This window comes from Varibaculum cambriense DSM 15806 (genome assembly GCF_000420065.1).
Taxonomy (GTDB): Bacteria; Actinomycetota; Actinomycetes; order Actinomycetales; family Actinomycetaceae; genus Varibaculum; species Varibaculum cambriense.
Genome location: NZ_ATUF01000002.1, coordinates 1,138,017 through 1,161,665 on the forward strand (window position 1 = coordinate 1,138,017; position 23,649 = coordinate 1,161,665).

Here is a 23,649-nt window from a genome sequence, read left to right on the forward strand (position 1 = left end):
GACAAACCTTAACGGTAATCGCGCGCGCCGAAAACATCGGTGCCGATCCGCACCATAGTTGCGCCCTCGCTAATCGCGATTTCTAAATCCTGGGACATTCCCATCGACAGCTCGCGGGCAACCTGCCCGCGTCCTCCGGCAGCAAGTGTGCGATCCCGCAGCTGGCGCAAAATCCTAAAGGACTCGCGAATCCGCTCTTCATCAGAGCTAAGCGCCCCAATGGTCATAAATCCTCGCAAGCTGAGCTGCTCCATTTGTAGCACTTGCTGGGTTAACTCCCAGGCGTCCTCGGGGTTGATTCCCTCTTTGGAGGCTTCGCGTGAGCAGTTCACTTCGATAAAACACGGCAGAACCCGCCCCGGATAGTTGGCTTCTAAGCGGCGAACTAGTCGTTGCGCAGTCTTTAGGGAATCCACGGTTTCCACCAGGTCACAGACCTTGAGGGCGGCAGTAATTTTATTGCCCTGCAGGCGACCGATCATATGAACTTCCGCGCCCAGGTCTGCGGCTCGCACCGCCTCATTGGTAGCTTGGGCTTCCTGGACATGATTGTGTCCCAGCACTACCGGCAGGCCGCGTTTTTTCAGCTCCTTAGCTGCCGCTATAATCTGCTCACTAGTGCGGGTTTTCACCGCCAACTCCAAAGTAACTTCGCTGCGCGCCCGTCCCGCCTGCTCACAGGCTTTAGTGATCCGCTGGTCTACTTGTTCAATCCCGGTTGCGATATCCATAACTCCCACTCTAGTGGGCGCGGCAAATATAGAAAGTTCTGCGGATAGCGCCCTAGGATATATCTCCGTAAGTCACCAGGTAGGGATGTACCTCCCCGCTCACATCAGTTTTCGCGATATCTAGGGCAAATAGCATTCGCCATTCCCATAGCCCGCTGCCATCATCCACTTCTTGCAGCAGCGCCCAAACCTTCCTACCGTCCAGCAAGTCGCTATCAGCAGGAAGGTAGCGAGAAAGTAGCTCTCGTGCCTGTTCGCCCTCCCTAATTGCCGCGTGAGTGCTGGCGCGCGCCCCTTGATCCACAGGCAGGTCATCAAAGCGTTCCCAGTAGTCATCCAGCAGGGCTCCGCGATCCTCATCCGACCAGGCAGACCCTTCCGGATGTAAATCTTGGCAATCCTGTAGGCGCGGCAAGCTGTCGAAGGCTATGGCTTCTACGCGCTGCCAGGCGGCATTGCGGAACTGGCGGCGCAAAGCGAAAGGATTAGCGCTGGGTAGCTGATTTTCGCCGCTTCCAAAGGCGGGTTCTTCCTCGGCATCCTCCGCGAGGTTTTCCCGGCGCTTCCCGCTGGCCATCGCCTCCCACTCATCCAGCAGCGAGGAATCCACGCCCTTAACTGTATTGCCCAGCCAGATTAATAGCTGGTCAAAGTCCTCATTCCGTTTCTCCGGCGGCACGATTTGTCCCAGGGCGCGATAGGCATCGGTCAGGTAGCGCAGTACTACCCCTTCACTGCGGGCAAGTTCGAAACGGGAAATGAACTGGGTAAAAGTCAGCGCATTTTCTACCAGATAGCGCACCACTGATTTGGGGGAAGGCTCAGAGCCATAAACCCAAGGATTAGAGTGGGCGAAAGTCTTAAACGCGCCGGCAATCAGTTCTTTCAGGGGCTGTGGCCAGGTGGTTTCTTCTAATATCTCCTGCCGCTGGTTATATTCCACGCCCTCGGAACGCAGCTTTTGATACACCTGATCGCGCTGAGCCTTTTGCTGGGCAAGCAGTACCTGGCGGGGATTCTCCAACACCGACTCCACAATCGAAACCAGATCTAGGGCGTAGTCGGGGCTATCGGGATCAAGTAAATCCAAAGCAGCCAGGGCGAAGGGAGATAGCGGCTGGTTGAGCGCAAAATCTTCCGGCAAGTCATGGGTTAGCACTAGGCGCCCAAGCTTTCCCGCCTTTTCAGCAGGTAAATGCCGAACCACTTCCGCCTGTTTTAATGAGGAATAAACCTGCCCTAAGCGGCGCAAATGGGGGTTGGTCTCCTGCGGGACGTCATGGTTATTGCGCGCCAGCCACAGCAAATGTTCCCCGGCATCCCGCCCACCGGAAAGCACATTAAGCGCTAAGGAATGGTCAATCCGGAAATGGGAACGCAGCGGTTCCGGCTGCGCGGCAACCAGGCGTTCAAAAGTTGACCGTCCCCAGGACACCTTCGGCTTTTGGTTATTTGTCGCCGGCGCGCCCTTGCGTTTTTGCCCCTTCGCCGCCAATTTCTTGGCCTCGATTACCTCGGGCGGTGCCTGCACCACCACAAACCCCATGGTGTCGAACCCGGCGCGCCCGGCTCTGCCGGCAATCTGGTGGAACTCCCGCGCCGACAGGTGGCGTTGGCGACGCCCATCGAACTTGACTAGGGAAGTAAAGACCACGGTGCGGATAGGAACATTTATCCCCACCCCTAAAGTGTCCGTTCCGCAAATCACCGCTAGCAGTCCCCGCTGCGCCAGCTGTTCCACCAACAGGCGGTAACGAGGCAACATGCCCGCATGATGCACGCCCACCCCCAGGCGCAATAGTCGCGAGAGAGTCTGTCCGAATCCCTTAGTGAAATGAACTCCTTTTAAGTGGTCAGCGATTTTTTCCCGCTTTTCGCGGTCCAGCAGATTAGCCGACGCCAGTCCCGCCGCGGTTTTCACCGCATCATTTTGTGCAAAATGCACGAGGTAGATTGGCCAACGTCCCGCCTTTACCAGGCTTTCTAGCAGGTACTGGGAGTCGTCCTCGCTATATTCCATTTCCAGAGGCACCGGGCGGGAGGCTCCGTCAACGAGCACCACTTCTCGCCCGCTTCTCGCTTCCAAGTCCCGGATGAAGAAATCTACGTTCCCCAAGGTCGCAGACATTAAAACAAACTGGACTTTAGGCAGTTCCAGCAGCGGAACCTGCCAGGCCCAGCCGCGGTCAGGGTCGCCGTAAAAGTGGAATTCATCCATGATGACCACCCCGGCATCTAGTTCGGCGCCATCGCGTAGTGCCTGGTTAGCCAAGATTTCCGCGGTGCAACAAATAATCGGTGCTTCCGCATTCAAAGAAATATCGCCGGTAATCATTCCCACGTTGCGGGCACCAAACAGCTCTACCAGGTCAAAGAATTTCTCTGACACCAGGGCTTTTATGGGGGCGGTGTAATAGGAGCGTTGATCTTTAGCCAGCGCCGCTAAATGACCTGCTAAAGCGATCATGGATTTACCTGACCCGGTAGGAGTCGCGGCAATCACGTGGTGACCGGCAAAAATTTCGGTAGCGGCTTCCTCTTGATGGGGATATAAAGCTCGGCGGGTGGATGCCGCCCAATTACTGAACCCCTCGAGGACTTCTAAAGGGTCATCCAGCTTACCCGCGTCCTCTAAATCGTCCAGCAGCTGATTTAGGGGAGCAATACTCATGTGGCTATTGTAACCAGCTTCCGCAGTGTGGACACGTTTGCGTAACTTCATCCTGCCGGATTGTCCTAATAGGGACGCCGAAAAGATTTTTGGGCGGATGAAAGGAAAAGAATAACGTGGATCAAGCCGCCGCAATCGTGAAGCAAATAGCCGATGCTATCGCCCTCTACGCCGAAGTTTGGATCCTGATTGGACTGGGAATCTTCTACACGGTGATTACCCGGGGAGTGCAATTTCGCCTCTTCCGCCATATGTGGCACGTAGTGTTGTCCTCCCGCAAAGACTCGCGTGGAGGAATTTCTTCCTTCCAAGCCTTCACTATTTCCCTGGCGGCGCGCGTGGGAGTAGGTAACGTGTTCGGAGTGGCAGCCGCGCTAATCATCGGCGGGCCGGGTGCGATCTTCTGGATGTGGATAGTAGCGCTAGTGGGGATGGCTACCTCCTTTATGGAATCCACCCTGGCACAGATTTTTAAAGTTAAAAACGAGGACGGTACTTTCCGCGGCGGCCCGGCCTACTATATGTGGCTGGGGCTGCACAAACGCTGGTTTGGTTCTATCTTTGCGGTTATCGCTATCATCACCTGCGGTTTCGTGATCACTTCGGTGCAGTCCAATGCGATTGCCGGATCGATTATGGCCACTCTTGGCACGACTGCAGCCCAGCAGGGCACGCACTCGGCGATTATCGCGGTGATACTGTTCGTGTTCGCAGCTCCGATTATTTTAGGAGGAATTCGTTCGGTGGCGCGGGTAACCGAATGGATGGCTCCCATTATGGCCGTGGTTTACGTGATTATCGCGGCGATTATCCTGGTCATGAATATTGGGCAGATTCCCGCGATCCTAGCTTTAATCGTAAAGAGCGCATTTACCGGCGGGGCGCTCGGAGGCGGAATTGGCGGGGGAATCTTCGCTGCCCTGATCAACGGGGTGCAGCGCGGCCTGTTTTCTAACGAGGCCGGGCAGGGAACTGCCCCCAACGCCGCGGCTACCGCCACGGTTTCTCACCCGGTGCGCCAAGGTCTCATCCAATCGCTCGGGGTGTTTGTAGACACCATCATCGTGTGTTCTGCCACCGCCATCATTATTTTGAGCGCGCCCAAAGCGGTGCTGACCGGTGCCGATCCGTCGCAGGCCGCCTCTTTAACTACGGTGGCGGTAGCCTCCCAGTTAGGGGAGTGGTCAACCTATTTAATGTTGCTGATTATTTCGGTGCTGGCCTTCTCTTCGATTATTGCCGCCTATGTCTATTCCGATGTGAATATGTCTTTTGTGACCTCTAAAACCTGGGCATCTTGGTTGGTGCGGATAGTTTCCGTGGCTTCGGTGGTGCTGGGGGCAGTGGTATCCCTGCCACTAGTATGGAACGCGGTGGATATCGCCATGGCGGTTATGACCATCACCAACCTGATAGCGATTACCTTGCTATGGAAGTGGGCAGTAGGCGCCTTAAAGGATTACTCGGCATCGCGGCGACGCGATAAAGAGGCAGTGCCGGTGTTCATTGCTAAAAACAATCCCTATCTGCCGGCAGAGTTACCCACCGAGGTATGGAGTGAAGAGCCAGGCAAATCCCTGTCTACTGAGGCCTAGATGCCCTCGCTCGTTATAAGAAACCAAGAGCTAAGGTTTCAGGTTTTCATGTATTTGAAAGCCTAGGGCAAAATAGGGGCTATGGAACAGATCCCCATGAAAGTAGATTCTCAGTTCACGCGTAGCGACTACCTGAAATCTTGGGCAGTTCATGCCTTCACCGCCTCCGGGGTGGTCTGGGCTGGGTGCGCGGTACTTGCCTTAATGCGCCACGACTACCTGCAAATGTGGGGTTGGCTGGCGATTAGTCTGATTGTTGATGGCTTGGATGGAACCCTGGCGCGGCGTTATCGGGTTAAAGAAGTTATTCCCTGGTTTGATGGTTCCGCTCTAGACCTTATCGTCGACTACTTGACCTGGACATTTATTCCCGCAATTTTCATGTCTCAAACCTTAGTTTTCGCCCCGGGAACTCCCGGTAAGGGAATTGACTTGATAGTGACAGAATTGCTGATGGTAGCAGTTTGTGCCTCCTCCATGTTTTGCTACTGCAATAAGAAAGCCAAAAGTTCCGATAACTATTTCGTGGGATTCCCGGCCGCCTGGAATATCGTAATCCTCTATCTATATCTGGTGGCGTTGCCCTGGTGGTTCAACCTGACAATCGTGCTGCTGTTTATTGTGTTAACGCTTTCTCCGCTTACTTTCTGTCACCCCTTCCGGGTAGAAAAACTGCGGTGGCTCAATATTTTGTCAGTGGTAATTTGGCTGGCCTGCATTATTTGGCTGACTATTTACTTCCCCGAACGTAACCCCTTCGTGTGGTGGGCATGGTGGATTAGTGGCATTTACTTTATCGGGAACGGCGTGATCCGTACTTTTGTAGGTCCGCAAGCGGAACGCAAGCAGGCGCAACCAAACCCTAAAGATGTCAGTTAGTTCCGGTTTCTTGTGGGTTTAGTAAAAAATTCACCAGGTAACGTTCGCGTAGATATTTGGAGCCTTCTACAAAGAACCCAGAAATAATAAATAAAATGACGATTACTATCACGTATGTAGGGTAATCTTTGCCGGTCATAGCGAAATATACATAGGGAGCCGCGAAAGTAATCGCGGTAGTAAACGTACCTACGATGCGAACCATTTGGCGCTTGGCGGTAAACATGGCCAGTACCCCCCAGGTGTAGGGGATAGCAGTAACAATATCCATAGTCCATAGCACCAGCAGAGATCCATGAAACTCTTTTACTAGACTCACCGGTAACACCCGCAGGCTGGAGTAGGTAATTACCACCAGATAAGCCAGCACCTTGGGGTCAGTTAGCCATTTTACTAGCGGTGAACGCCGAGTCTCGATAATCCCACAGGCCTTCAGGCCACCCGATATCTTAGGAGGAAGATGGGTCGCATCAATCCCCAAAAATGCGTGGCGGATACGCTGCCGGGCATGAACACTCAGACCTTCCCAACGGTCAATGATCGCTTTCAGCAGGTCTTCAGGATCGAGCATCCAGGGGATTTTGGTAGCTTCTTCCTGCGGAGAGCTAATAATCGCTCCCACTAGTCGCCGGGGATAATCCCGGCCATTAGGGTATTGCGCGACATCAAGGATTCTTCCAGTACCTAGCATCCGAGAAAACCGTTCGGCCTCTTCTCGGGTGCCGGCCCCCAGCCATACCGTGAAAGCCCTCTGTAAATCTGCCCGTAGCTGCCCTAAGAATTGGTCGCCCTCTTTCGTCGCCAGGAAGTGGTCAAGGCTCTGTTCCGGAAGAGAAAATAGCCAAGAAACATCCCGGGTGCAGCCGCGTCCCAGTTCAGAGATGCGGTGCAAACCGGCACTGCGACAAATAACCACCGGATCCAAGGCATATTTGGATACCACAGCGAGATCGGTGAGCTTTTGCCCATTTTTGAAGGAGGGATCGATCATCGCCATGGCTTCAAGTCTATGAGAAATCTAGAAATTCCGGTCTTTTCGCGACAAGAAAGAAAAAAATGGTCATACTAGAGATATGAAGGTTTTAGTAACTATCGCGTCCAAGCATGGAGCGACGGAAGAAGTTGGAAAAGTTATTGTAGAGGAACTGGAGAATGCCGGTCTGGAAGTGGATCTGGAAAAACCAGAAGAAGTCTACAGTCTAGATGGATACGGAGCAGTCATTATTGGCTCAGCGGTTTATCTAACCAAATGGATGGATAATGCCAATGACTTTTGTCGCCGCTTTGCTTCGGAACTGCGCCGCACGCCGCTGTGGGCATTTTCGGTAGGGCTGTCGGGAGTACCGAAAGACAAAGTCCAAGACCCCTCGCGGGTTGGTCCGGTACTTTTGAATATTGAGCCCAAAGAGTACATTACTTTCCCCGGCAGACTTGACCCCACGGAGCTGTCTTTGCGCGAGCGCACCGTAGCCCGCCTGGGGGGAGCCGTTGAGGGCGACTTCCGTGATGACCACTTAGTCCGCGACTGGGCAAAGAAAATTATTAAAGAAATCAAGGCTTAGACCTTTTCCTTTTCTTTCGATACTGTCCGCAGGTTGGCACCTAGCGAGAATTCCTCGCTAGGTGCCAACCTGCGGACAGTTGTATATATAGAGGTGGTTGAGGGACGGTTGTGCAAAGTTGATCCGGTTTTGTAGCGCCCAGCTTTTATAGGTGTCTCTAGTCACAGCCTCGCCCGGCAGTTATGTATAAGTATTCAATACTTGATATAAATATTCACTATGAAGGTATCAATTATTGGTGCTAGCGGATTTGCCGGCGGAGAGATCCTGCGGATAGTTGCTGCCCACCCCGTCTTTGAGGTTGACCAGCTGTGCGCGTCCTCCTCGGTAGGCAAAAAGCTAGGGGAATTTCATCCCCAACTTCCGCAATTAGCGCAGCAGGAATTAAAAGCAGTTGACCCGGGGGTGCTAAAAGACAGCGCCGTGATTTTCTTGGCTCTCCCGCACGGACAATCCGGGAAAATAGCGGAACAGTTACGTGCGGCCGGGGTGGAAAGCCTGCTGGTAGATTGCGGAGCCGATCATCGGCTCACTTCCCAAGACGCCTGGGACCACTACTATGGCGGTGAATACTGTGGGGCCTGGACCTATGGGATGCCGGAACTGCAGGGCTTCGGTGGTTCGAGTCAGCGCCAGCTGTTGGAACAAACTAAGCAGATCGCAGTTCCTGGCTGTAACGTAACTGCCGTTACCTTGGCCTTTCAGCCGCTGGTGGCCGCGGGCTTGATAGATCCGGAAGATATTGTGGCCACCTTAGCGGTGGGGTATTCCGGGGCCGGAAAATCGCTAAAGCCACACCTTTTGGCCACCTCTGCCCTGGGAAACGCCCAACCCTATGCAGTGGGCGGAACTCATCGACACATCCCTGAAATCGCGCAAAATTTTGCAGTTAGTAGCGGCAGAAACGCTAGCGACTACAAAGTCACCCTTACTCCGGTGTTAGTGCCCATGTCGCGGGGAATCTTGGCGACCGTAACCGCCGGGGCTACCGAAAAAACTTCTACGAAGCAGCTGCACGCCCTCTATCAAGATTTTTATCAAGAAGAAAACCTTATTCAGGTACTTCCAGCCGGTATTTGGCCGCAAACCCAAGCGGTGACCGGAAGTGCGAACGTGCAGGTACAGGTGGCGCTAGATCAGCGTTCCGGCAAGATTATTGCCCTTAGCGCCCTCGATAACTTGGGTAAAGGCACCGCGCAGGCTGCCGTGCAATCAGCGAACCTAGCGCTGGGCCTGCCCGAATATAGCGGCATTAACCAGATTGGAGTTGCCCCATGAAAAACGATAAAAGACTCCAAGGCGTAACCAGCATACCGGGATTCAAGGCCTGTGGAATCGCTTCCGGGATGCGTCGCAGCGGACGCAAGGACTTAGCCCTCGTCCTCAACACTGGGAAAAATCCGGTGGCCGCCGGGGTGTTTACCTCCAATCGTTTCGCGGCCGCTCCCGTACTTTACTCGCGGGCAGTGCTCAGTAAAGGGGCTACCGGGATGCGCTCGGTAGTGCTTAACTCCGGCAGCGCCAATGCTTGTACCGGGGAAAACGGTCTTAAAGATACGGTGGCCACCGCGAAAGCAGTTGGAACAGCCCTGGAAATGGATCCGCGGCAAGTACTGGTGTGCTCTACCGGGATGATTGGGACGCCCCTGCCGATGGACAAGATGCTCTCCGGGATTGAAACTGCGGCCGCCAGTCTTAGCGAAGAGGGCGGCGCTGATGCCTCTTGGGCGATTCTCACCACCGATAACGAACCGAAAACTGTTCATTACCAGGCAGACGGCTACCAAATTGGGGGGATGGCGAAAGGAGCCGGTATGTTAGCCCCGGCTCTGGCCACCATGCTTTGTGTGATCACCACCGACGCCCTCCTCGATGCTGAAACTGCCCAAAAAGCGCTGGAAGTGGCCTGTGCGAAAACCTTTAACCGGCTAGATTCTGATGGGTGCATGTCCACCAACGACACCGTGATTTTGCTGGCCTCCGGGGAAAGTGGAAAAGTCCCCAGCGGATTTACCGCGGCACTGACCGAAACCTGCGCCCAGTTGGCGCGCAAGCTCGCTGATGACGCGGAAGGGGCACAGCACACCGTAGAGATCGCGGTTACCGAAGCCGAAAACGAAGCCGGCGCTTTGATCGCGGCGAAAACTATTTCCCGCTCAAACCTGGTAAAAACCGCTATCGCCGGATGCGACCCGAACTGGGGCAGAATCGTTTCCGAACTGGGAACCGTTCCCGAAAGTGTTTGCCCCTACGACCCCTCCAAAGTATCGGTGCTGTTCAACGGGGTACAAGTATGTAAAAACGGCGCCGCCTGGGGCAGCCGGGAAGACGTCCCCTTTGACAGTCGCGAGGTGCATTTAGAGGTACGCCTAGGAGCTGGAAAAGCTCAGGCCAGCGTGCTAACCAACGATCTTACCCACGAATATATTCATATCAATGCGGACTATTCATCATGAGTGCAAAAAACCTATCTGCCGGAGATAAAGCCGGAATCCTGCTAGAAACCCTGCCGTGGCTGCGCGAATATTCCGGCTCGCGAATCGTTATCAAATACGGTGGCAATGCCATGATCTCCGAAGACCTCAAGGCAGCTTTCGCCCAGGATGTAAGCTTCCTGCATGAATGGGGGATTGAACCCATAGTTGTTCATGGCGGCGGGCCTCAAATCAGTTCTATGCTGAAAACTTTGGGGATCGAGGCTCCTTTCGTCTCCGGTCTGCGAGTCACCAGCCCGGAAGTAATGAAAGTTGTGCGGATGGTGCTCACCGGGATGGTGCAGCGGGAACTGGTCTCCCTACTCAATGAAAAATCGATTGCCGCGATTGGCATCTCCGGAGAGGACGGGGCATTCCTGCGGGCAGTCAAAAAAAGTGCCACAGTAGCAGGAAAGCCTGTCGACTTAGGGTTAGTTGGGCAAGTGACCGCAGTTGACCCCGGCCCAATAGAAGATTTACTACAGTCCGGACGGATCCCGGTAGTGTCCTCAATCGCAGTCAATCAAGACAACCCCACGCAGGTGTTAAATATCAATGCGGATCTAGCAGCCGCTGCGGTCGCGGGAGCTATAGGGGCTAAGAAGTTGATCGTACTCACCGATGTAAAAGGGCTCTATCGTAACTGGCCAGACCCGAATACCCGGATCTCACAGATAAAAGCCAGTGAAGCCGCCGAAATGTTACCTACCTTGGAAGCGGGAATGCGCCCCAAGGTACAGGCCTGCATCCAGGCCTGTGAGCAAGGGGTACCCCGAGCCACCATTATTGATGGGCGAGTGCCGCACTCGATGTTGCTAGAAATCTTCACCGATACCGGATTTGGAACTATGGTGATGGGAGATAACCATGACTAATGCCGAATGGATAGGCGCCTATCAAGAAAACCTGTTAGGGGTTTTCGGGCAGCCGCAAGCCTGCTTTACGCACGGTAAAGGCAGTAGGGTGTGGGACGCCGACGGGGAAGAATACCTAGATTTATTGGCGGGGATTGCGGTTAATGCCCTCGGATACGCCCATCCAGAAATAGTGAAGACTATCGGGGAGCAGGTCAGCCGCTTTACCCACGTTTCTAACTTTTTCACTACCCCGCAGCAGGTAGAGGCCGCGGCGGCAGTAAAAAGAATCTGCGCTGCCGGATGGTCAAGTCAGACGAGCGAAAAAATCGCTGCCCAGGCGCGGGTGTTGTTTGTTAACTCCGGAACCGAAGCCAATGAGGCCGCCTTGAAAATGGCGCTAGCTGCTCAGCCGGGAGGCCGGGCGATTGCGCTAAAAGGCGCATTTCATGGCCGCACCCTGGGGTCGCTTTCACTGACCTATAAAGCTCCTTACCGTGAGCCTTTTGCTCCCTTCGTCGGCCCTACGGAGTTCGTAGAGGCTTCGGTAGCCGGCATTCAGGGAGTAGATCCGAAAGGAATATCCGCGATCTTCCTGGAACCACTACAAGGCGAAGCAGGCGTAATCCCCCTAGCCCCCGCAGTTTTAGCGGCCGCACGCCAGCTCGCCGACCAAACCGGCGCCCTACTAATTTTTGACGAAGTACAAACCGGGATGGGTAGATGCGGAAAATGGCTTGCCCACCAGGGGATTTATCATGACGGAAAAGAAATAATCCCGGATGTGGTGACCCTGGCGAAAGGCCTAGGTGCCGGGGTGCCGGTGGGGGCTTGCGTAGCGATGAACCAGCGCGCTGCCAGCGCCCTCAAACCGGGAAGTCACGGCACCACTTTCGGAGGGAACCCGCTGGTAAGTGCAGTAATAACGCGTACCATCACCCTGATGGAGGAACTGGATTTGCCGGCTCACGTCGCTAAAGTGGGGGACGCCTGGATGCGGGCGATCGCCGAAGCGCAAATCCCGGGGATCAAAACGACCCGGGGGCAAGGACTGTTACGCGGCCTCGTCCTCGAAAAAAATGTTGCCCCCCAGCTCGCAAAAGCACTGTTTAAGGCGGGATTTATCGTCAATGCTCCGGCGGCGAATATTATTCGCTTGGCGCCGCCCCTAATTATTGAACTCGAGGAAGCAAAAACCCTAATACCGGCGTTAAAAGAAGCGCTCACGCAGGTAGAACTAGACCTAGCAAAAGGAGAATAACCATGAGTAAAGATCGGGTAGTACTAGCATATTCGGGCGGATTGGACACGTCGGTGGCCATCGGCTGGATCGGAGAACAAACTGGCAAAGAGGTGATCGCCTGCGCCGTTGACGTAGGGCAAGGCGGGGAAGACCTGGAGGTAATTCGCCAGCGTGCCCTGGATTGCGGGGCAGTAGATGCGTATGTGGCTGACGCGAAAGATGAGTTCGCCGAAGAATATTGCCTGCCGGCAATCAAAGCTAATGGTCTTTACATGGATCAATATCCGCTGGTATCTGCGCTTTCTCGGCCGCTGATCTGTAAACACTTGGTGAAAGTAGCGAAAGACTTTGGTGCCGATACCGTGGCTCATGGTTGCACCGGGAAAGGTAATGACCAGGTACGTTTCGAGGTTTCGCTCACCAGTCAAAACCCGGAAATTAAATGTATCTCTCCGGTACGTGACCTGGCGCTAACCCGGGACGTGGCTATTAAGTACGCGGAAGAACACGAGCTCCCGATCGAAACCACCAAACATAACCCCTTCTCGATCGACCAGAACGTGTGGGGGCGCGCAGTAGAAACCGGATACCTAGAGGATCTATGGAATCCGCCCACTAAAGACGTCTATGTTTACACCGATGATCCCGCCTATCCACCGATTCCTGACCAGGTAGTTATTAGTTTTAAGCAGGGTGTTCCAGTTGCTTTAGACGGACAAGAAATGTCATCCCTGCAGATTATTCAGGAAATGAATCGTCGGGCGGGCGCCCAGGGGATAGGTCGCCTGGATATGGTGGAAGACCGGCTGGTAGGGATTAAGTCGCGGGAAATCTATGAGGCTCCCGGCGCAGTGGCGCTGATTATTGCCCACCAAAACCTAGAAAACCTGACCTTGGAGCGCGAACAAGGACGCTTTAAACGGCAAGTGGAACAGCGCTGGTCAGAACTGGTTTATGAAGGCCAATGGTATTCGCCGCTGAAAGGCTCGCTCGATGCCTTCGTAGAGGACAGTCAAAAATACGTCACCGGCGATATCCGGATGATTCTGCACGGCGGGCGGGCAGTAGTTGATGGCCGGCGCTCTACAGTCGGCTTGTACGACTTCAACCTGGCGACCTACGATTCAGGAGACAGCTTCGACCAGTCCCTCTCGCGGGGATTCATCGGAATCTATGGGCTCTCAACCCAGTTGGCAGCGGCGCGGGAACAAAAAGAAAGCAAGAAATAATATGAGCGAGCAGGTATCGCTATGGGGAGGACGCTTCTCGGGCGGCCCTTCCCAGGCTTTAGCGGCACTTTCAGTATCTACCCAGTTCGATTGGCGCCTGGCGCTCTATGATTTGGCGGGCTCGCGCGCCCACGCTCGGGCGCTCGCGGGAGCTGGTCTGCTAGACGCGGAAGAACTATCGCAGATGCTGGCAGCTTTAGGGCGGCTGGAAGAAAAAGTTAAAAGCGGTGCCTTCACCCCGGACCCCGGTGACGAGGACGTGCATACCGCCTTAGAGCGAGGGCTATTAGAGGAGGCCGGAGGGCATCTAGGAGGAAAACTGCGCGCTGGACGCAGCCGCAACGACCAGATCGCCACCCTCATTCGGATGTACCTACGAAACCAGGCGCGCGCCCTCGCGGAGCGAATCATTGAGGTCGCAGAAGCTCTGTTGAGCCAGGCGAAAGCTGCCGGGGATACAGTCATGCCGGGACGCACCCATATGCAGCACGCCCAGCCGGTATTGCTGGCCCACCAGTTACTTGCCCATGTGTGGCCGCTGTTGCGGGATATCGAGCGTCTTCAGGATTGGGATCGGCGCGCCGCCGCCAGTCCCTACGGATCTGGGGCGCTCGCAGGTAACACCCTGGGATTGGATCCGGTACAAGTAGGGGAAGACCTGGCCTTTGACCGGGTAGTAGAAAACTCTATAGACGGGACCGCCACTCGCGACGTGGTAGCCGAATTTGCGTTCATCTGCGCCCAGACTGGGATCGATATTTCCTCCCTCGCGGAAGAAATCATTATTTGGAACACCAAAGAATTTGGGTACGTCACCTTGGATGATGCGTTTTCTACCGGCTCGTCAATCATGCCGCAAAAGAAGAACCCGGACGTGGCAGAACTGGCGCGCGGCAAGGCCGGCCGGATGATTGGGGACTTAACCGGACTGCTGACAGTCCTCAAAGGGCTCCCCTTCGCCTATGCGCGTGACCTGCAAGAAGACAAAGAACCAGTTTTCGACCAGATCGACACATTAGAAGTACTGTTGCCGGCTGTAAGCGGCATGGTAGCCACTATGGAGATCGACTATCCTCGCCTAGAAGAACTTGCGCCCCAAGGATTTTCGCTGGCCACTGATATTGCCGAATGGCTAGTGGCGCGAGGAATGCCCTTCCGGAAAGCACATGAAGTATCCGGCGCTTGCGTGCGCAAATGTGAAGAAAACGGGATAGAACTAGCGGATTTGAGCGACGAGCAGTTCGCCGCTATCAATCCGCTGCTGACCCCCGAGGTACGGGAAGTGCTCAGCCCCGCCGGTTCCGTGCGGGCGCGTGCCGGCCGCGGAGGTACGGCACCCGCACAGGTGGCGCGGCAGATCGAATCCGCCGAGCAGCAGATCGCGCGCATCCGCACCGATTTTGCTGGCAAGCATCTGGAATTTAAGTAGTCCCTTGCTTAATAGCCGCGCGTGGGGGCGGATTTTGCGTTCTTTAGGAGGGACGGAGGATGGCGAAGGGGTCGGTTACCTGCAAGGTGTGCTTGGTGAAGCGGAAACGGCGAGCGGGACGCCCCCCTTTGGTGCCGGGGGCTTTACGTTGACCGGTGGGGGCAAGCTGCCCGCGGCGAGTTAGAACCCGCTGCAGATTAGTAGGGGAGACTTCATGCCCTAGAGCGGCCTGGTAGAGGTGGGTTAGCTCCGCCATGGTGAAATCCGGGGGCGCCAAGGCAAACGCAATATTGGTGTAGGAAAGTTTTGCCCGCAGTCGGTCTACGCCCTCGGAAATAATATTGGCGTGGTCATAGGCCATTTGCGGCAGGTGGTTTACCGGCATCCACTGGGCGTAAGTGGGAATCGTAGTTTTTACTTGGGAAGGTACTAGCCCCAAATAGGCGGTGGCCACGGTGCGTTGGCTGGGGTCGCGGGAGGGATCGGAGCGGGTGCCGAGCTGTTCCATATAGGAAAGCGCGGCAATATCCATTTTTTCGGAAAGGTGACGAAAAGCACTGGCGCCGAGGTTTTCTGCTGGTTCTAAAGGTCCGGAGGGGAGGGCAGGTAAACCCTGAAAGGGGGAGTGATCGCGCTGCGCAACCAGCACCATTAGCTGCGGGGAATCTCCGCGGATTTGCAAGACTACGCTCAGCGCCTCATGCCGATAGACGGCAACTTTTTCGGCGTCTCGCAATTGGGTTCTCACAAAATCTTATGGTAGCTTAAATTTCAGTTTTCGACTGTTAGGCGAAAACTGAAAGAGTTACCTCGAGAAGGAAAGTTTCCAAGATGAAACAACGTATTAAAGGCTGGCTATCGCTATTTTTCATCGATGCGATGACTGGCATGGCGCATGGGTTATTCGCCTCCCTGATTATCGGCACCATCATGGTGCAAGTAGGCGGTTTCATTCCGGGAATAATCGGGCGAGGGTTGGTACTGATCGGTTCGGTAGCCTCGGTACTTACCGGCGCTGGCATCGGGATAGGGGTAGCTCATCGTCTGAAGGCCTCTACCTTTGTGGTGGTAGGCACCGGTCTAGCCGGAATGATTGGCGCCCATGCTGCGAAAATCTTGAGCGGCGGAATCGTGGACGGTCTTTCTATGCAGTTGAAAGGACCAGGCGAGCCGCTGGGGGCGTTTATCGCCTCCTTCGTAGCAGTTGAGTTTGGTCTGCTGGTTTCAGGTAAAACTCCGGTAGATATATTGGTTACCCCCTTCGTTACGGTTACCAGCGGCGCTATCGTAGGTCTGGCCATCGGGCCAGGTATCTCGGAGCTAATGACAGCTTTAGGAGCCATCATTAACTGGGGAACTGAGCGACAACCCTTCCTAATGGGCATTATTGTGTCGGTGCTGATGGGGATGATCTTAACGCTCCCGATTTCCTCAGCAGCTCTGGGAATCGTCTTGGGGCTATCCGGCCTGGCAGCCGGGGCGGCCACCGTAGGGTGTAGTGCGCAGATGATAGGTTTCGCCGTCGCGTCCTATCGCGAAAACAAAGTTTCCGGCCTAATCTCGCAGGGTATCGGCACTTCTATGCTGCAAGTGCCCAATATTATGCGGCACCCCTTAATCTGGATTCCCCCCACCTTGGCATCCGCGATTCTCGGACCCATCGCCACTATGGTTTTCAAAATGGAATCGAATGCGGCCGGCTCTGGAATGGGAACTTCCGGCCTGGTAGGACAGATTATGACCTGGAACGTTATGGGGCCAACCACTTCCTGGCCGGTACTTTTGGGAATGATTTTGCTACTGCATTTTATTGCTCCCGCCGCGCTGTCCCTGCTTTTCTCCGAATTTATGCGGAAGAAGGGCTGGATTAAGACCGGGGATATGCTGCTCGAAAAATAGGCAGCATTCCGGATAGGAAGCAAACCGTCAGCTGCGTCCGCAGGTAGGTTAGACTAAGCCCGAGAAGAGTATAGACGTGTTCACCTCGAGGGGGATCACGGGTTTAACCTGCATAAGAAAGGAATATCGTGGCCGATATTATTGATGAGCTGGAATGGCGGGGCTTACTTGCCCAGCACACTGATCTCGCGAAACTGCGGGAAGCACTTGCCAATGGACCGGTCACTTTCTATTGCGGTTTTGATCCTACTGCTGCTTCCCTGCATCACGGACATTTGGTGCAGGTGCTGATGATGCGGCATTTGCAAAAGGCAGGGCACCGTCCAATCGCTCTGGTTGGGGGTGCTACCGGCCTGATCGGGGATCCCCGGATGACCGCGGAGCGGCAGCTGCAACCTAAAGAAGTAGTCGCGGGCTGGGTGGAACGCCTGCGCGGGCAAATCAGCCGTTTCCTGGATTTCGAGGGCGATAACCCGGCAATCATGGTCAACAATATGGACTGGATCCAGGATCTAGGAGCGATTGAACTCCTACGGGACTTGGGTAAAAACTTCCGGATGGGAACCATGCTGTCCAAAGATGCGGTGGCGCGGCGTCTGAAGTCTGAAGAAGGAATTTCCTACACCGAGTTCAGCTACCAAATCCTGCAAGCCTATGATTTCTTGCAGTTATACCGCCGCTACGGCTGCACTCTGGAAACTGGAGGCAACGATCAGTGGGGCAACCTGGTGGGCGGCATGGATCTAATCCACAAGGTAGAGGGCAAAGACGTCCATGTCATGACCACTCCTTTGATTACCAAGGCGGATGGCTCCAAGTTTGGTAAATCCGAGGGCGGGGCAATTTGGCTAGATCCGGAGATGCTTTCGCCCTACGAGTTCTACCAGTTCTGGCTGGGCGCCGAAGACGCGGACGTAGTTCGATTCCTGAAGGTATTTACTTTCCTATCCCGTGAGGAAATCGAAGCGTTGGCAGTCGAGGTAGCCGAGCGTCCTCATAAACGGGAAGCTCAAAAGGCGCTGGCCGCGGAGGTAACCCGTCTCGTGCATGGTCAAGAGGCGCTGGATCAGGTTTTGGCAGCTACCGAAGCCCTGTGGGGTAGTGGCGATCTGCGTCAGGTGGACGGCAAGACTCTGAAGGGAGCGACTGCCCATTTGCCCAGTGCCACGGTAGAAATCGGGAAAACTAACCTGGTGGATCTGCTGATAGCAGCAGGCTTTGAGAAGGGGCGCGGCGCGGCGATGCGCACCATTAAGAACGGCGGCGCTTATCTGAACAATCAGAAAATCACTGACCCGGATCGGACTATCACTTCCGAGGATGTGCTGCCGGGGTCTTTGGTGCTTTTCCGGAAAGGTAAGCGCAATCTAGCTGCCGCTTACCTGCAGAAATAGCTTATTTTTGGCAATGTGTGAGAGCTCACCGCGTCTCAGTTTGAAGTTTTCTAACTGCAGTAGGTAAGTTAATACCTGTTGCCCCGGCAGAGAGCTTCGGTTCTGGGCCTGTGGGCTAGATTGTTTGACTTAGTACTTAACAGATAAAAACTGGTTTTATGGCCTGTTTCACTTAAAAATAAGTTGCAAGCCGAAAATCAAATCTGTTAGACTGAGACTCGCGCGTTTTTCGCGCAGCGACCTTTACTGATCGTTTTTGGTTGGTTTGTGGTTTGGTTGTTTGTGTTCTCGATAGTGTGTTTTTTTGTTTTGTTTGTGTGGGATTGAACTGGGGTGCCTGCTGGTTTTGGTGGGTGTTTTGGTTTTTTTCTGTTTTTTGTTTTTTTGATGCTGATGATTTTGGAACGTTTTGTTTTTTGATTGTTGGTGTTTGTTTTTGCTGGATTGTTTTCTGGCTTGAACCGATGTTTTTGGTTTTTGTTGGAGAGTTTGATCCTGGCTCAGGATGAACGCTGGCGGCGTGCTTAACACATGCAAGTCGAACGGGATCCAAGAAGTGCTTGCACTTTTTGGTGAGAGTGGCGAACGGGTGAGTAACACGTGAGTAACCTGTCCTTTTCTTTGGGATAAGCTTCCGAAAGGGTGTTTAATACCTTATGTTCTGTCTGCCTCGCATGGGGTGGGTGGGAAAGATTTTTTCGGTAAAGGGTGGGCTCGCGGTCTATCAGCTTGTTGGTGGGGTGATGGCCTACCAAGGCTTTGACGGGTAGCCGGCCTGAGAGGGTGGTCGGTCACATTGGGACTGAGATACGGCCCAGACTCCTGCGGGAGGCAGCAGTGGGGGATATTGCACAATGGGCGAAAGCCTGATGCAGCGACGCCGCGTGGGGGATGAAGGCCTTCGGGTTGTAAACTTCTTTTGCTCTGAACAAGGCGCACCGTGGGGTGTGTTGAGTGTAGGGGTTGATTAGCGCCGGCTAACTACGTGCCAGCAGCCGCGGTAATACGTAGGGCGCGAGCGTTGTCCGGAATTATTGGGCGTAAAGGGCTTGTAGGTGGCTGGTTGCGTCTGTCGTGAAAGCTCATGGCTTAACTGTGGGTTTGCGGTGGGTACGGGCTGGCTTGAGTGCAGTAGGGGAGGCTGGAATTCCTGGTGTAGCGGTGGAATGCGCAGATATCAGGAGGAATACCGGTGGCGAAGGCGGGTCTCTGGGCTGTTACTGACACTGAGGAGCGAAAGCATGGGGAGCGAACAGGATTAGATACCCTGGTAGTCCATGCTGTAAACGGTGGGAACTGGGTGTGGGGGGCTTTTTTGTCTTCTGCGTCGTAGCTAACGCGTTAAGTTCCCCGCCTGGGGAGTACGGTCGCAAGGCTAAAACTCAAAGGAATTGACGGGGGCCCGCACAAGCGGCGGAGCATGCGGATTAATTCGATGCAACGCGAAGAACCTTACCAAGGCTTGACATGCACTGGACCGATCCAGAGATGGGTTTTCCTTTTTGGCTGGTGTGCAGGTGGTGCATGGTTGTCGTCAGCTCGTGTCGTGAGATGTTGGGTTAAGTCCCGCAACGAGCGCAACCCTTGTCCTATGTTGCCAGCAAGTTGTGTTGGGGACTCGTGGGAGACTGCCGGGGTTAACTCGGAGGAAGGTGGGGATGACGTCAAATCATCATGCCCCTTATGTCTTGGGCTTCACGCATGCTACATTGGCGTCTACAGAGGGTTGCGATACCGTAAGGTGGGGCGAATCTCTTAAAGGGCGTCTTGGTTCGGATCGGGGTCTGCAACTCGGCCCCGTGAAGGTGGAGTCGCTAGTAATCGCAGATCAGCAACGCTGCGGTGAATACGTTCTCGGGCCTTGTACACACCGCCCGTCACGTCACGAAAGTTGGTAACACTCGAAGCTTGTGGCCTAACTCTTTTTGAGGGGGAGCGGGTGAAGGTGGGGCTAGCGATTGGGACGAAGTCGTAACAAGGTAGCCGTACCGGAAGGTGCGGCTGGATCACCTCCTTTCTAGGGAGAATTGTTTATTTAAAGCGCGAATGAAACGGAAAAACACTTTCCCCCCAGGGCTGTGGCTTTTGGGTTTGGTTTTGGGGGGCTGTCGGGTATAGGAACAATCAGGCCCCTTGGGTTTGTTTGTTTGGCTCATTGACTTTCAAGGGTTTGGTGCTTTTGGGGTTTTTTGGGTTGGTTGTTTGTTTTTTGGAGAGTGGATGTGAGTGTCTTTGTGATGCTTTTGATGTGAGAATCTTGTTCGTTGACCGCCTCGTTTTTTGGGGTGGTTGGTGTTTTTTTGTTTATTGGTTTGTTTTTTGTTTTGAGCGTTTGGTGGATGCCTTGGCATCGTGTGCCGATGAAGGACGTTGTGGCTGGCGATAGCCTCGGGGAGTTAGCGAGCGTGCGTTGATCCGGGGGTTTCCGAATGGGGTAACCTAACCATAGTTGTGTGTGGTTGGCGCGCACTGAAGTTTTGATAGGTGTGTGTTGGTAGGGTGGGAAGTGAAACATCTTAGTACCGCCTTTTGTGAGATAGTCCGTGTGTAGTGGTGAGCGATAGCGGGTGTTGGCTAAACCGTTTGCGTGTGATACTCGGCAGGGGTTGCGCGGGCGGGGTTGTGGGACGAAGTCGTTGAGAATCTGCCGGTTCTTGGAGCGTTTTTGTGTGTGCGAGGTGAACAGGTTGGGATGCCTGGCCGTAGACCGTGAGAGTCGGGTAGCTGGTTGTGCATGCTTTGCGTTGGGTTTTGTTCCCGAGTAGCGCGGGGCTCGTGGAATCTCGTGTGAATCTGCCCAGACCATTGGGTAAGCCTGGACGGGCATGGTGACCGATAGTGGATTAGTACCGTGAGGGAATGGTGAAAAGTACCCCGGGAGGGGAGTGAAATAGTTCCTGAAACCAAGCGTTTTTAAGCCGTCAGAGCCGCGGGGTCTTCGGACTGGTGTGGTGGTGGCGTGCCTATTGAAGAATGAGCCTGCGAGTTATGTTGCGTTGCGAGGTTAACCTGTTGTGGGGTAGTCGTAGGGAAACCGAGTCCTGGGGGCGTTTTAGTTGCGTGGCATAGACCCGAAGCGGGGTGATCTACCCATGGCCAGGTTGAAGCGGCGGTAGAACGTCGTGGAGGACCGCACCCACCAGGGTTGAAAACCTGGGGGATGAGCTGTGGGTAGGGGTGAAAGGCCAATCAAACTCCGTGATAGCTGGTTCTCCCCGAAATATATTTAGGTATAGCGTTCCATCTTTTGCTTGCGTGTGGTAGAGCTACTGGTTGGTTGATGGGCCTTGTTGGTTACTGAGATCTGCTAAACTCCGAATGCGCGTTAAGTTGGTGGGGCAGTCAGACAGCGGGGGATAAGCTTCGTTGTCGAGAGGGAAACAGCCCTGATCATCGGTTAAGGTCCCTAAGTGTGTGCTGAGTGGAAAAGGATGTGTAGTTGCGTTGACAGCCAGGAGGTTGGCTTAGAAGCAGCCACCCTTGAAAGAGTGCGTAATAGCTTACTGGTCGAGTGATTGTGCGCCGATAATGTAGTGGGGCTTAAGCATGCCACCGAAACTGTGACTACAACATTTTTTGTTGTGGGGTAGGGGAGCGTCCTGCATTGTTGTAGCGGCCTGGTGATGGGTCGTGTGTGGTGTGGGAGTGAGAATGCAGGCATGAGTAGCGAGTCCAGCGTGAGAATCGCTGGCGCCGATAAACTAAGGGTTCCAGGGGAAGGTTTATCCGCCCTGGGTTAGTCGGGTCCTAAGGCGAGGCCGTCAGGCGTAGTCGATGGTTGAGCAGTTGATATTCTGCTACCGGGATAGGACCGTTTTTTGATGCTCTTACTTTTGAGCTTGACGCCCTTTTCAGTTTTTGTCTTCCTTCGGGTTGGCAGGGATTGTTGGGTTTTGGGTTTTTGGTTTGAGTGTTTTAGCTTCGTGGTGACACAGTGAGATTGCCTGGCGCGGTGGTGGTTTACCGTGTTCAAGCCTGTAGCCTGTCTTCTAGGTTAAATCCGGGAGGCGTTAAGGGTGAGGGGTGATGGTGAGGCCTTTTTGGGTCGATAACAGGGTTGGTCTGTACTGTCGAGAAAAGCTGCGTTGTGAGGTGTTGTTCCGCCCGTACCCTAAACCGACTCTGGTAGTTGGGTAGAGAATACTAAGGCGAGCGAGTGAATCGTGGTTAAGGAATTCGGCAAATTGCCTCCGTAACTTCGGGAGAAGGAGGCCCCACCCTTTGAAACTGCTTTTCGTGGTTAGGGGGTGTGGGGTGCAATAGCAAGATGGAAGCGACTGTTTATCAAAAACATAGGTGCGTGCGAAGCCGTAAGGCGAGGTATACGCACTGACGCCTGCCCGGTGCCGGAAGGTTAAGAGGAGCTGTTAGCTTTGGCGAAGCGGTGAATTTAAGCCCCGGTAAACGGCGGTGGTAACTATAACCATCCTAAGGTAGCGAAATTCCTTGTCGGGTAAGTTCCGACCTGCACGAATGGCGTAACGACTTCTGTGCTGTCTTGACCGCGAACTCGGCGAAATTGCATTACGAGTAAAGATGCTCGTTACGCGCAGCAGGACGGAAAGACCCCGGGACCTTTACTATAGCTTGGTATTGGTGGCTGGTTGTGTTTGTGTAGGATAGGTGGGAGACGTTGAAGCAGGAACGCTAGTTTTTGTGGAGTCGGCAAGTGAAATACCACTCTGATGTTGCTGGTTATCTGAACCTGGGCCCATTATCTGGGTTAGGGACAGTGCCTGGTGGGTAGTTTAACTGGGGCGGTTGCCTCCTAAATGGTAACGGAGGCGCTCAAAGGTTTCCTCATCCTGGTTGGTAATCAGGGTTCGAGTGTAAGTGCACAAGGAAGCTTGACTGTGACACTGACGGGTGGAGCAGGTACGAAAGTAGGAACTAGTGATCCGGCAATGGCTTATGGAAGCGTTGTCGCTCAACGGATAAAAGGTACCCCGGGGATAACAGGCTGATCTTGCCCAAGAGTCCATATCGACGGCATGGTTTGGCACCTCGATGTCGGCTCGTCGCATCCTGGGGCTGGAGTTGGTCCCAAGGGTTGGGCTGTTCGCCCATTAAAGCGGTACGCGAGCTGGGTTCAGAACGTCGTGAGACAGTTCGGTCCCTATCCGCTGCGCGCGTTAAGACTTGAAAAAGTCCTGTCCCTAGTACGAGAGGACCGGGATGGACGAACCTCTGGTGTGCCAGTTGTACCGCCAGGTGCATGGCTGGTTGGCTATGTTCGGAAAGGATAACCGCTGAAAGCATCTAAGCGGGAAGCCTGCTTTAAGATGAGGTCTTTTAGGTTCCCAGCAGACTACTGGGTAGATAGGCCAGAAGTGTACACGTTGTAAAACGCAAAGCTGACTGGTACTAAAGAACCATTAAAAAACAAAACACAACACAAAGAACACAGTGTTCAAGCATCCCACACCATTTCGTCACGAAGACGCTCACACCCACTCTCCTTGATCCGTTAACAAGAACGGTGCCCCCCCCAAAAGAAGCTAACCAAACCTAATGGTTAGCAGTTATAAAAATAGTGGGGGTGGAACACATAGTCTTGTGGTGGTCATAGCGCCTAGGACACGCCCAGTCCCATCCCGAACCTGGAAGCTAAGCTAGGCAACGCTGATGGTACTACGCCCCAACGAGCGCGGGAGAGTAAGAAACCACCACAACCACATTAAACAGGCAG

General features: G+C 54.2%; 15 protein-coding genes and 3 rRNA genes. 14 read left to right on the forward strand and 4 right to left on the reverse strand.

Annotated features, from left to right (window positions below; all coding sequences use genetic code 11):
• Positions 1-8 precede the first annotated feature (8 nt).
• Together F605_RS0105090 and F605_RS0105095 are read right to left on the reverse strand one after the other, a co-directional pair.
• Positions 9-731 carry a YggS family pyridoxal phosphate-dependent enzyme gene (locus F605_RS0105090; RefSeq protein WP_022864821.1) on the reverse strand — a complete coding sequence of 241 codons (723 nt, stop codon included), beginning with the start codon at positions 729-731 and terminating at the stop codon, positions 9-11.
• Between the two features lie 52 nt (positions 732-783).
• Positions 784-3,453, reverse strand: a complete 2,670-nt coding sequence (locus tag F605_RS0105095) for a DEAD/DEAH box helicase (RefSeq protein ID WP_244865164.1) — start codon at positions 3,451-3,453, stop codon at positions 784-786.
• A gap of 65 nt (positions 3,454-3,518) precedes the next feature.
• Between F605_RS0105095 and F605_RS0105100 the strand changes: the two genes are divergently transcribed.
• Together F605_RS0105100 and F605_RS10005 are read left to right on the forward strand one after the other, a co-directional pair.
• The gene (locus F605_RS0105100) at positions 3,519-4,997 is read left to right on the forward strand and encodes an alanine/glycine:cation symporter family protein (RefSeq protein WP_022864823.1); all 1,479 of its coding nucleotides are present in this window, start codon (positions 3,519-3,521) and stop codon (positions 4,995-4,997) included.
• An 81-nt stretch (positions 4,998-5,078) separates the two neighbouring features.
• Positions 5,079-5,876, forward strand: a complete 798-nt coding sequence (locus F605_RS10005) for a CDP-alcohol phosphatidyltransferase family protein (RefSeq protein WP_022864824.1) — start codon at positions 5,079-5,081, stop codon at positions 5,874-5,876.
• Here F605_RS10005 and F605_RS11025 read toward each other — a convergent pair.
• Positions 5,869-6,873: a hypothetical protein gene (locus F605_RS11025; RefSeq protein WP_022864825.1), complete on the reverse strand. Its 1,005-nt coding sequence runs from the start codon at positions 6,871-6,873 to the stop codon at positions 5,869-5,871. The genes F605_RS10005 and F605_RS11025 overlap by 8 nt on opposite strands.
• A 76-nt stretch (positions 6,874-6,949) precedes the next feature.
• Between F605_RS11025 and F605_RS0105115 the strand changes: the two genes are divergently transcribed.
• The 7 genes from F605_RS0105115 to argH all read left to right on the forward strand — a co-directional run bounded on the left by F605_RS0105115 (position 6,950) and on the right by argH (position 14,667).
• A complete protein-coding gene (locus F605_RS0105115) occupies positions 6,950-7,438 on the forward strand; it encodes a flavodoxin domain-containing protein (RefSeq protein ID WP_022864826.1) in 489 nt (162 codons plus the stop codon).
• Between the two features lie 219 nt (positions 7,439-7,657).
• A complete protein-coding gene (argC, locus tag F605_RS0105120; RefSeq protein WP_022864827.1) occupies positions 7,658-8,716 on the forward strand; it encodes an N-acetyl-gamma-glutamyl-phosphate reductase in 1,059 nt (352 codons plus the stop codon).
• Positions 8,713-9,894 carry a bifunctional glutamate N-acetyltransferase/amino-acid acetyltransferase ArgJ gene (argJ, locus tag F605_RS0105125; protein WP_022864828.1) on the forward strand — a complete coding sequence of 394 codons (1,182 nt, stop codon included), beginning with the start codon at positions 8,713-8,715 and terminating at the stop codon, positions 9,892-9,894. Before argC ends, argJ begins: the two co-directional genes overlap by 4 nt.
• Complete coding sequence (gene argB, locus F605_RS0105130) at positions 9,891-10,787, forward strand: acetylglutamate kinase (RefSeq protein WP_022864829.1); 897 nt, start codon at positions 9,891-9,893, stop codon at positions 10,785-10,787. The genes argJ and argB overlap by 4 nt, the downstream gene beginning before the upstream one ends.
• Positions 10,780-12,027, forward strand: coding sequence for an aspartate aminotransferase family protein (locus F605_RS0105135; RefSeq protein WP_022864830.1), 1,248 nt, complete (start codon positions 10,780-10,782; stop codon positions 12,025-12,027). The genes argB and F605_RS0105135 overlap by 8 nt, the downstream gene beginning before the upstream one ends.
• Positions 12,024-13,238 (forward strand): argininosuccinate synthase, encoded by a 1,215-nt coding sequence (locus tag F605_RS0105140; RefSeq protein ID WP_027723615.1) that lies wholly within the window; start codon positions 12,024-12,026, stop codon positions 13,236-13,238. Before F605_RS0105135 ends, F605_RS0105140 begins: the two co-directional genes overlap by 4 nt.
• Position 13,239: 1 nt before the next feature.
• Entirely contained in the window at positions 13,240-14,667 is a 1,428-nt protein-coding gene (gene argH / locus F605_RS0105145; protein WP_022864832.1) for an argininosuccinate lyase, read from the forward strand.
• Positions 14,668-14,710: 43 nt separating this feature from the next.
• Here argH and F605_RS0105150 read toward each other — a convergent pair whose 3' ends face one another.
• Positions 14,711-15,415, reverse strand: coding sequence for an NUDIX hydrolase (locus F605_RS0105150; RefSeq protein ID WP_197413820.1), 705 nt, complete (start codon positions 15,413-15,415; stop codon positions 14,711-14,713).
• Positions 15,416-15,498: 83 nt separating this feature from the next.
• On the opposite strand from F605_RS0105150, the gene F605_RS0105155 reads away from it, so the two are divergent.
• The 5 genes from F605_RS0105155 (at position 15,499) to rrf (ending at position 23,632) form a co-directional block, all read left to right on the forward strand.
• Positions 15,499-16,566, forward strand: a complete 1,068-nt coding sequence (locus tag F605_RS0105155; RefSeq protein ID WP_022864834.1) for a PTS sugar transporter subunit IIC — start codon at positions 15,499-15,501, stop codon at positions 16,564-16,566.
• 128 nt (positions 16,567-16,694) lie between these two features.
• Positions 16,695-17,960 (forward strand): tyrosine--tRNA ligase, encoded by a 1,266-nt coding sequence (gene tyrS, locus F605_RS0105160; RefSeq protein WP_022864835.1) that lies wholly within the window; start codon positions 16,695-16,697, stop codon positions 17,958-17,960.
• 477 nt (positions 17,961-18,437) lie between these two features.
• Positions 18,438-19,977 (forward strand): 16S ribosomal RNA (locus F605_RS0105165).
• Between the two features lie 295 nt (positions 19,978-20,272).
• Positions 20,273-23,348, forward strand: a 23S ribosomal RNA gene (locus F605_RS0105170).
• A gap of 167 nt (positions 23,349-23,515) precedes the next feature.
• Positions 23,516-23,632 (forward strand): 5S ribosomal RNA (gene rrf / locus F605_RS0105175).
• Together the 16S, 23S and 5S rRNA genes form the textbook arrangement of a ribosomal RNA operon.
• The last annotated feature ends 17 nt before the right edge of the window (positions 23,633-23,649 follow it).

Coding starts and splice junctions, on each gene's coding strand:
- F605_RS0105090 (WP_022864821.1), bottom strand. CDS start 731: ATGGATATCGCAACCGGGATTGAACAAGTAGACCAGCGGATCACTAAA.
- F605_RS0105155 (WP_022864834.1), top strand. CDS start 15,499: ATGAAACAACGTATTAAAGGCTGGCTATCGCTATTTTTCATCGATGCG.
- F605_RS10005 (WP_022864824.1), top strand. CDS start 5,079: ATGGAACAGATCCCCATGAAAGTAGATTCTCAGTTCACGCGTAGCGAC.
- argB (WP_022864829.1), top strand. CDS start 9,891: ATGAGTGCAAAAAACCTATCTGCCGGAGATAAAGCCGGAATCCTGCTA.
- F605_RS0105095 (WP_244865164.1), bottom strand. CDS start 3,453: ATGAAGTTACGCAAACGTGTCCACACTGCGGAAGCTGGTTACAATAGC.
- argJ (WP_022864828.1), top strand. CDS start 8,713: ATGAAAAACGATAAAAGACTCCAAGGCGTAACCAGCATACCGGGATTC.
- F605_RS0105115 (WP_022864826.1), top strand. CDS start 6,950: ATGAAGGTTTTAGTAACTATCGCGTCCAAGCATGGAGCGACGGAAGAA.
- argH (WP_022864832.1), top strand. CDS start 13,240: ATGAGCGAGCAGGTATCGCTATGGGGAGGACGCTTCTCGGGCGGCCCT.
- F605_RS11025 (WP_022864825.1), bottom strand. CDS start 6,873: ATGGCGATGATCGATCCCTCCTTCAAAAATGGGCAAAAGCTCACCGAT.
- argC (WP_022864827.1), top strand. CDS start 7,658: ATGAAGGTATCAATTATTGGTGCTAGCGGATTTGCCGGCGGAGAGATC.
- F605_RS0105135 (WP_022864830.1), top strand. CDS start 10,780: ATGACTAATGCCGAATGGATAGGCGCCTATCAAGAAAACCTGTTAGGG.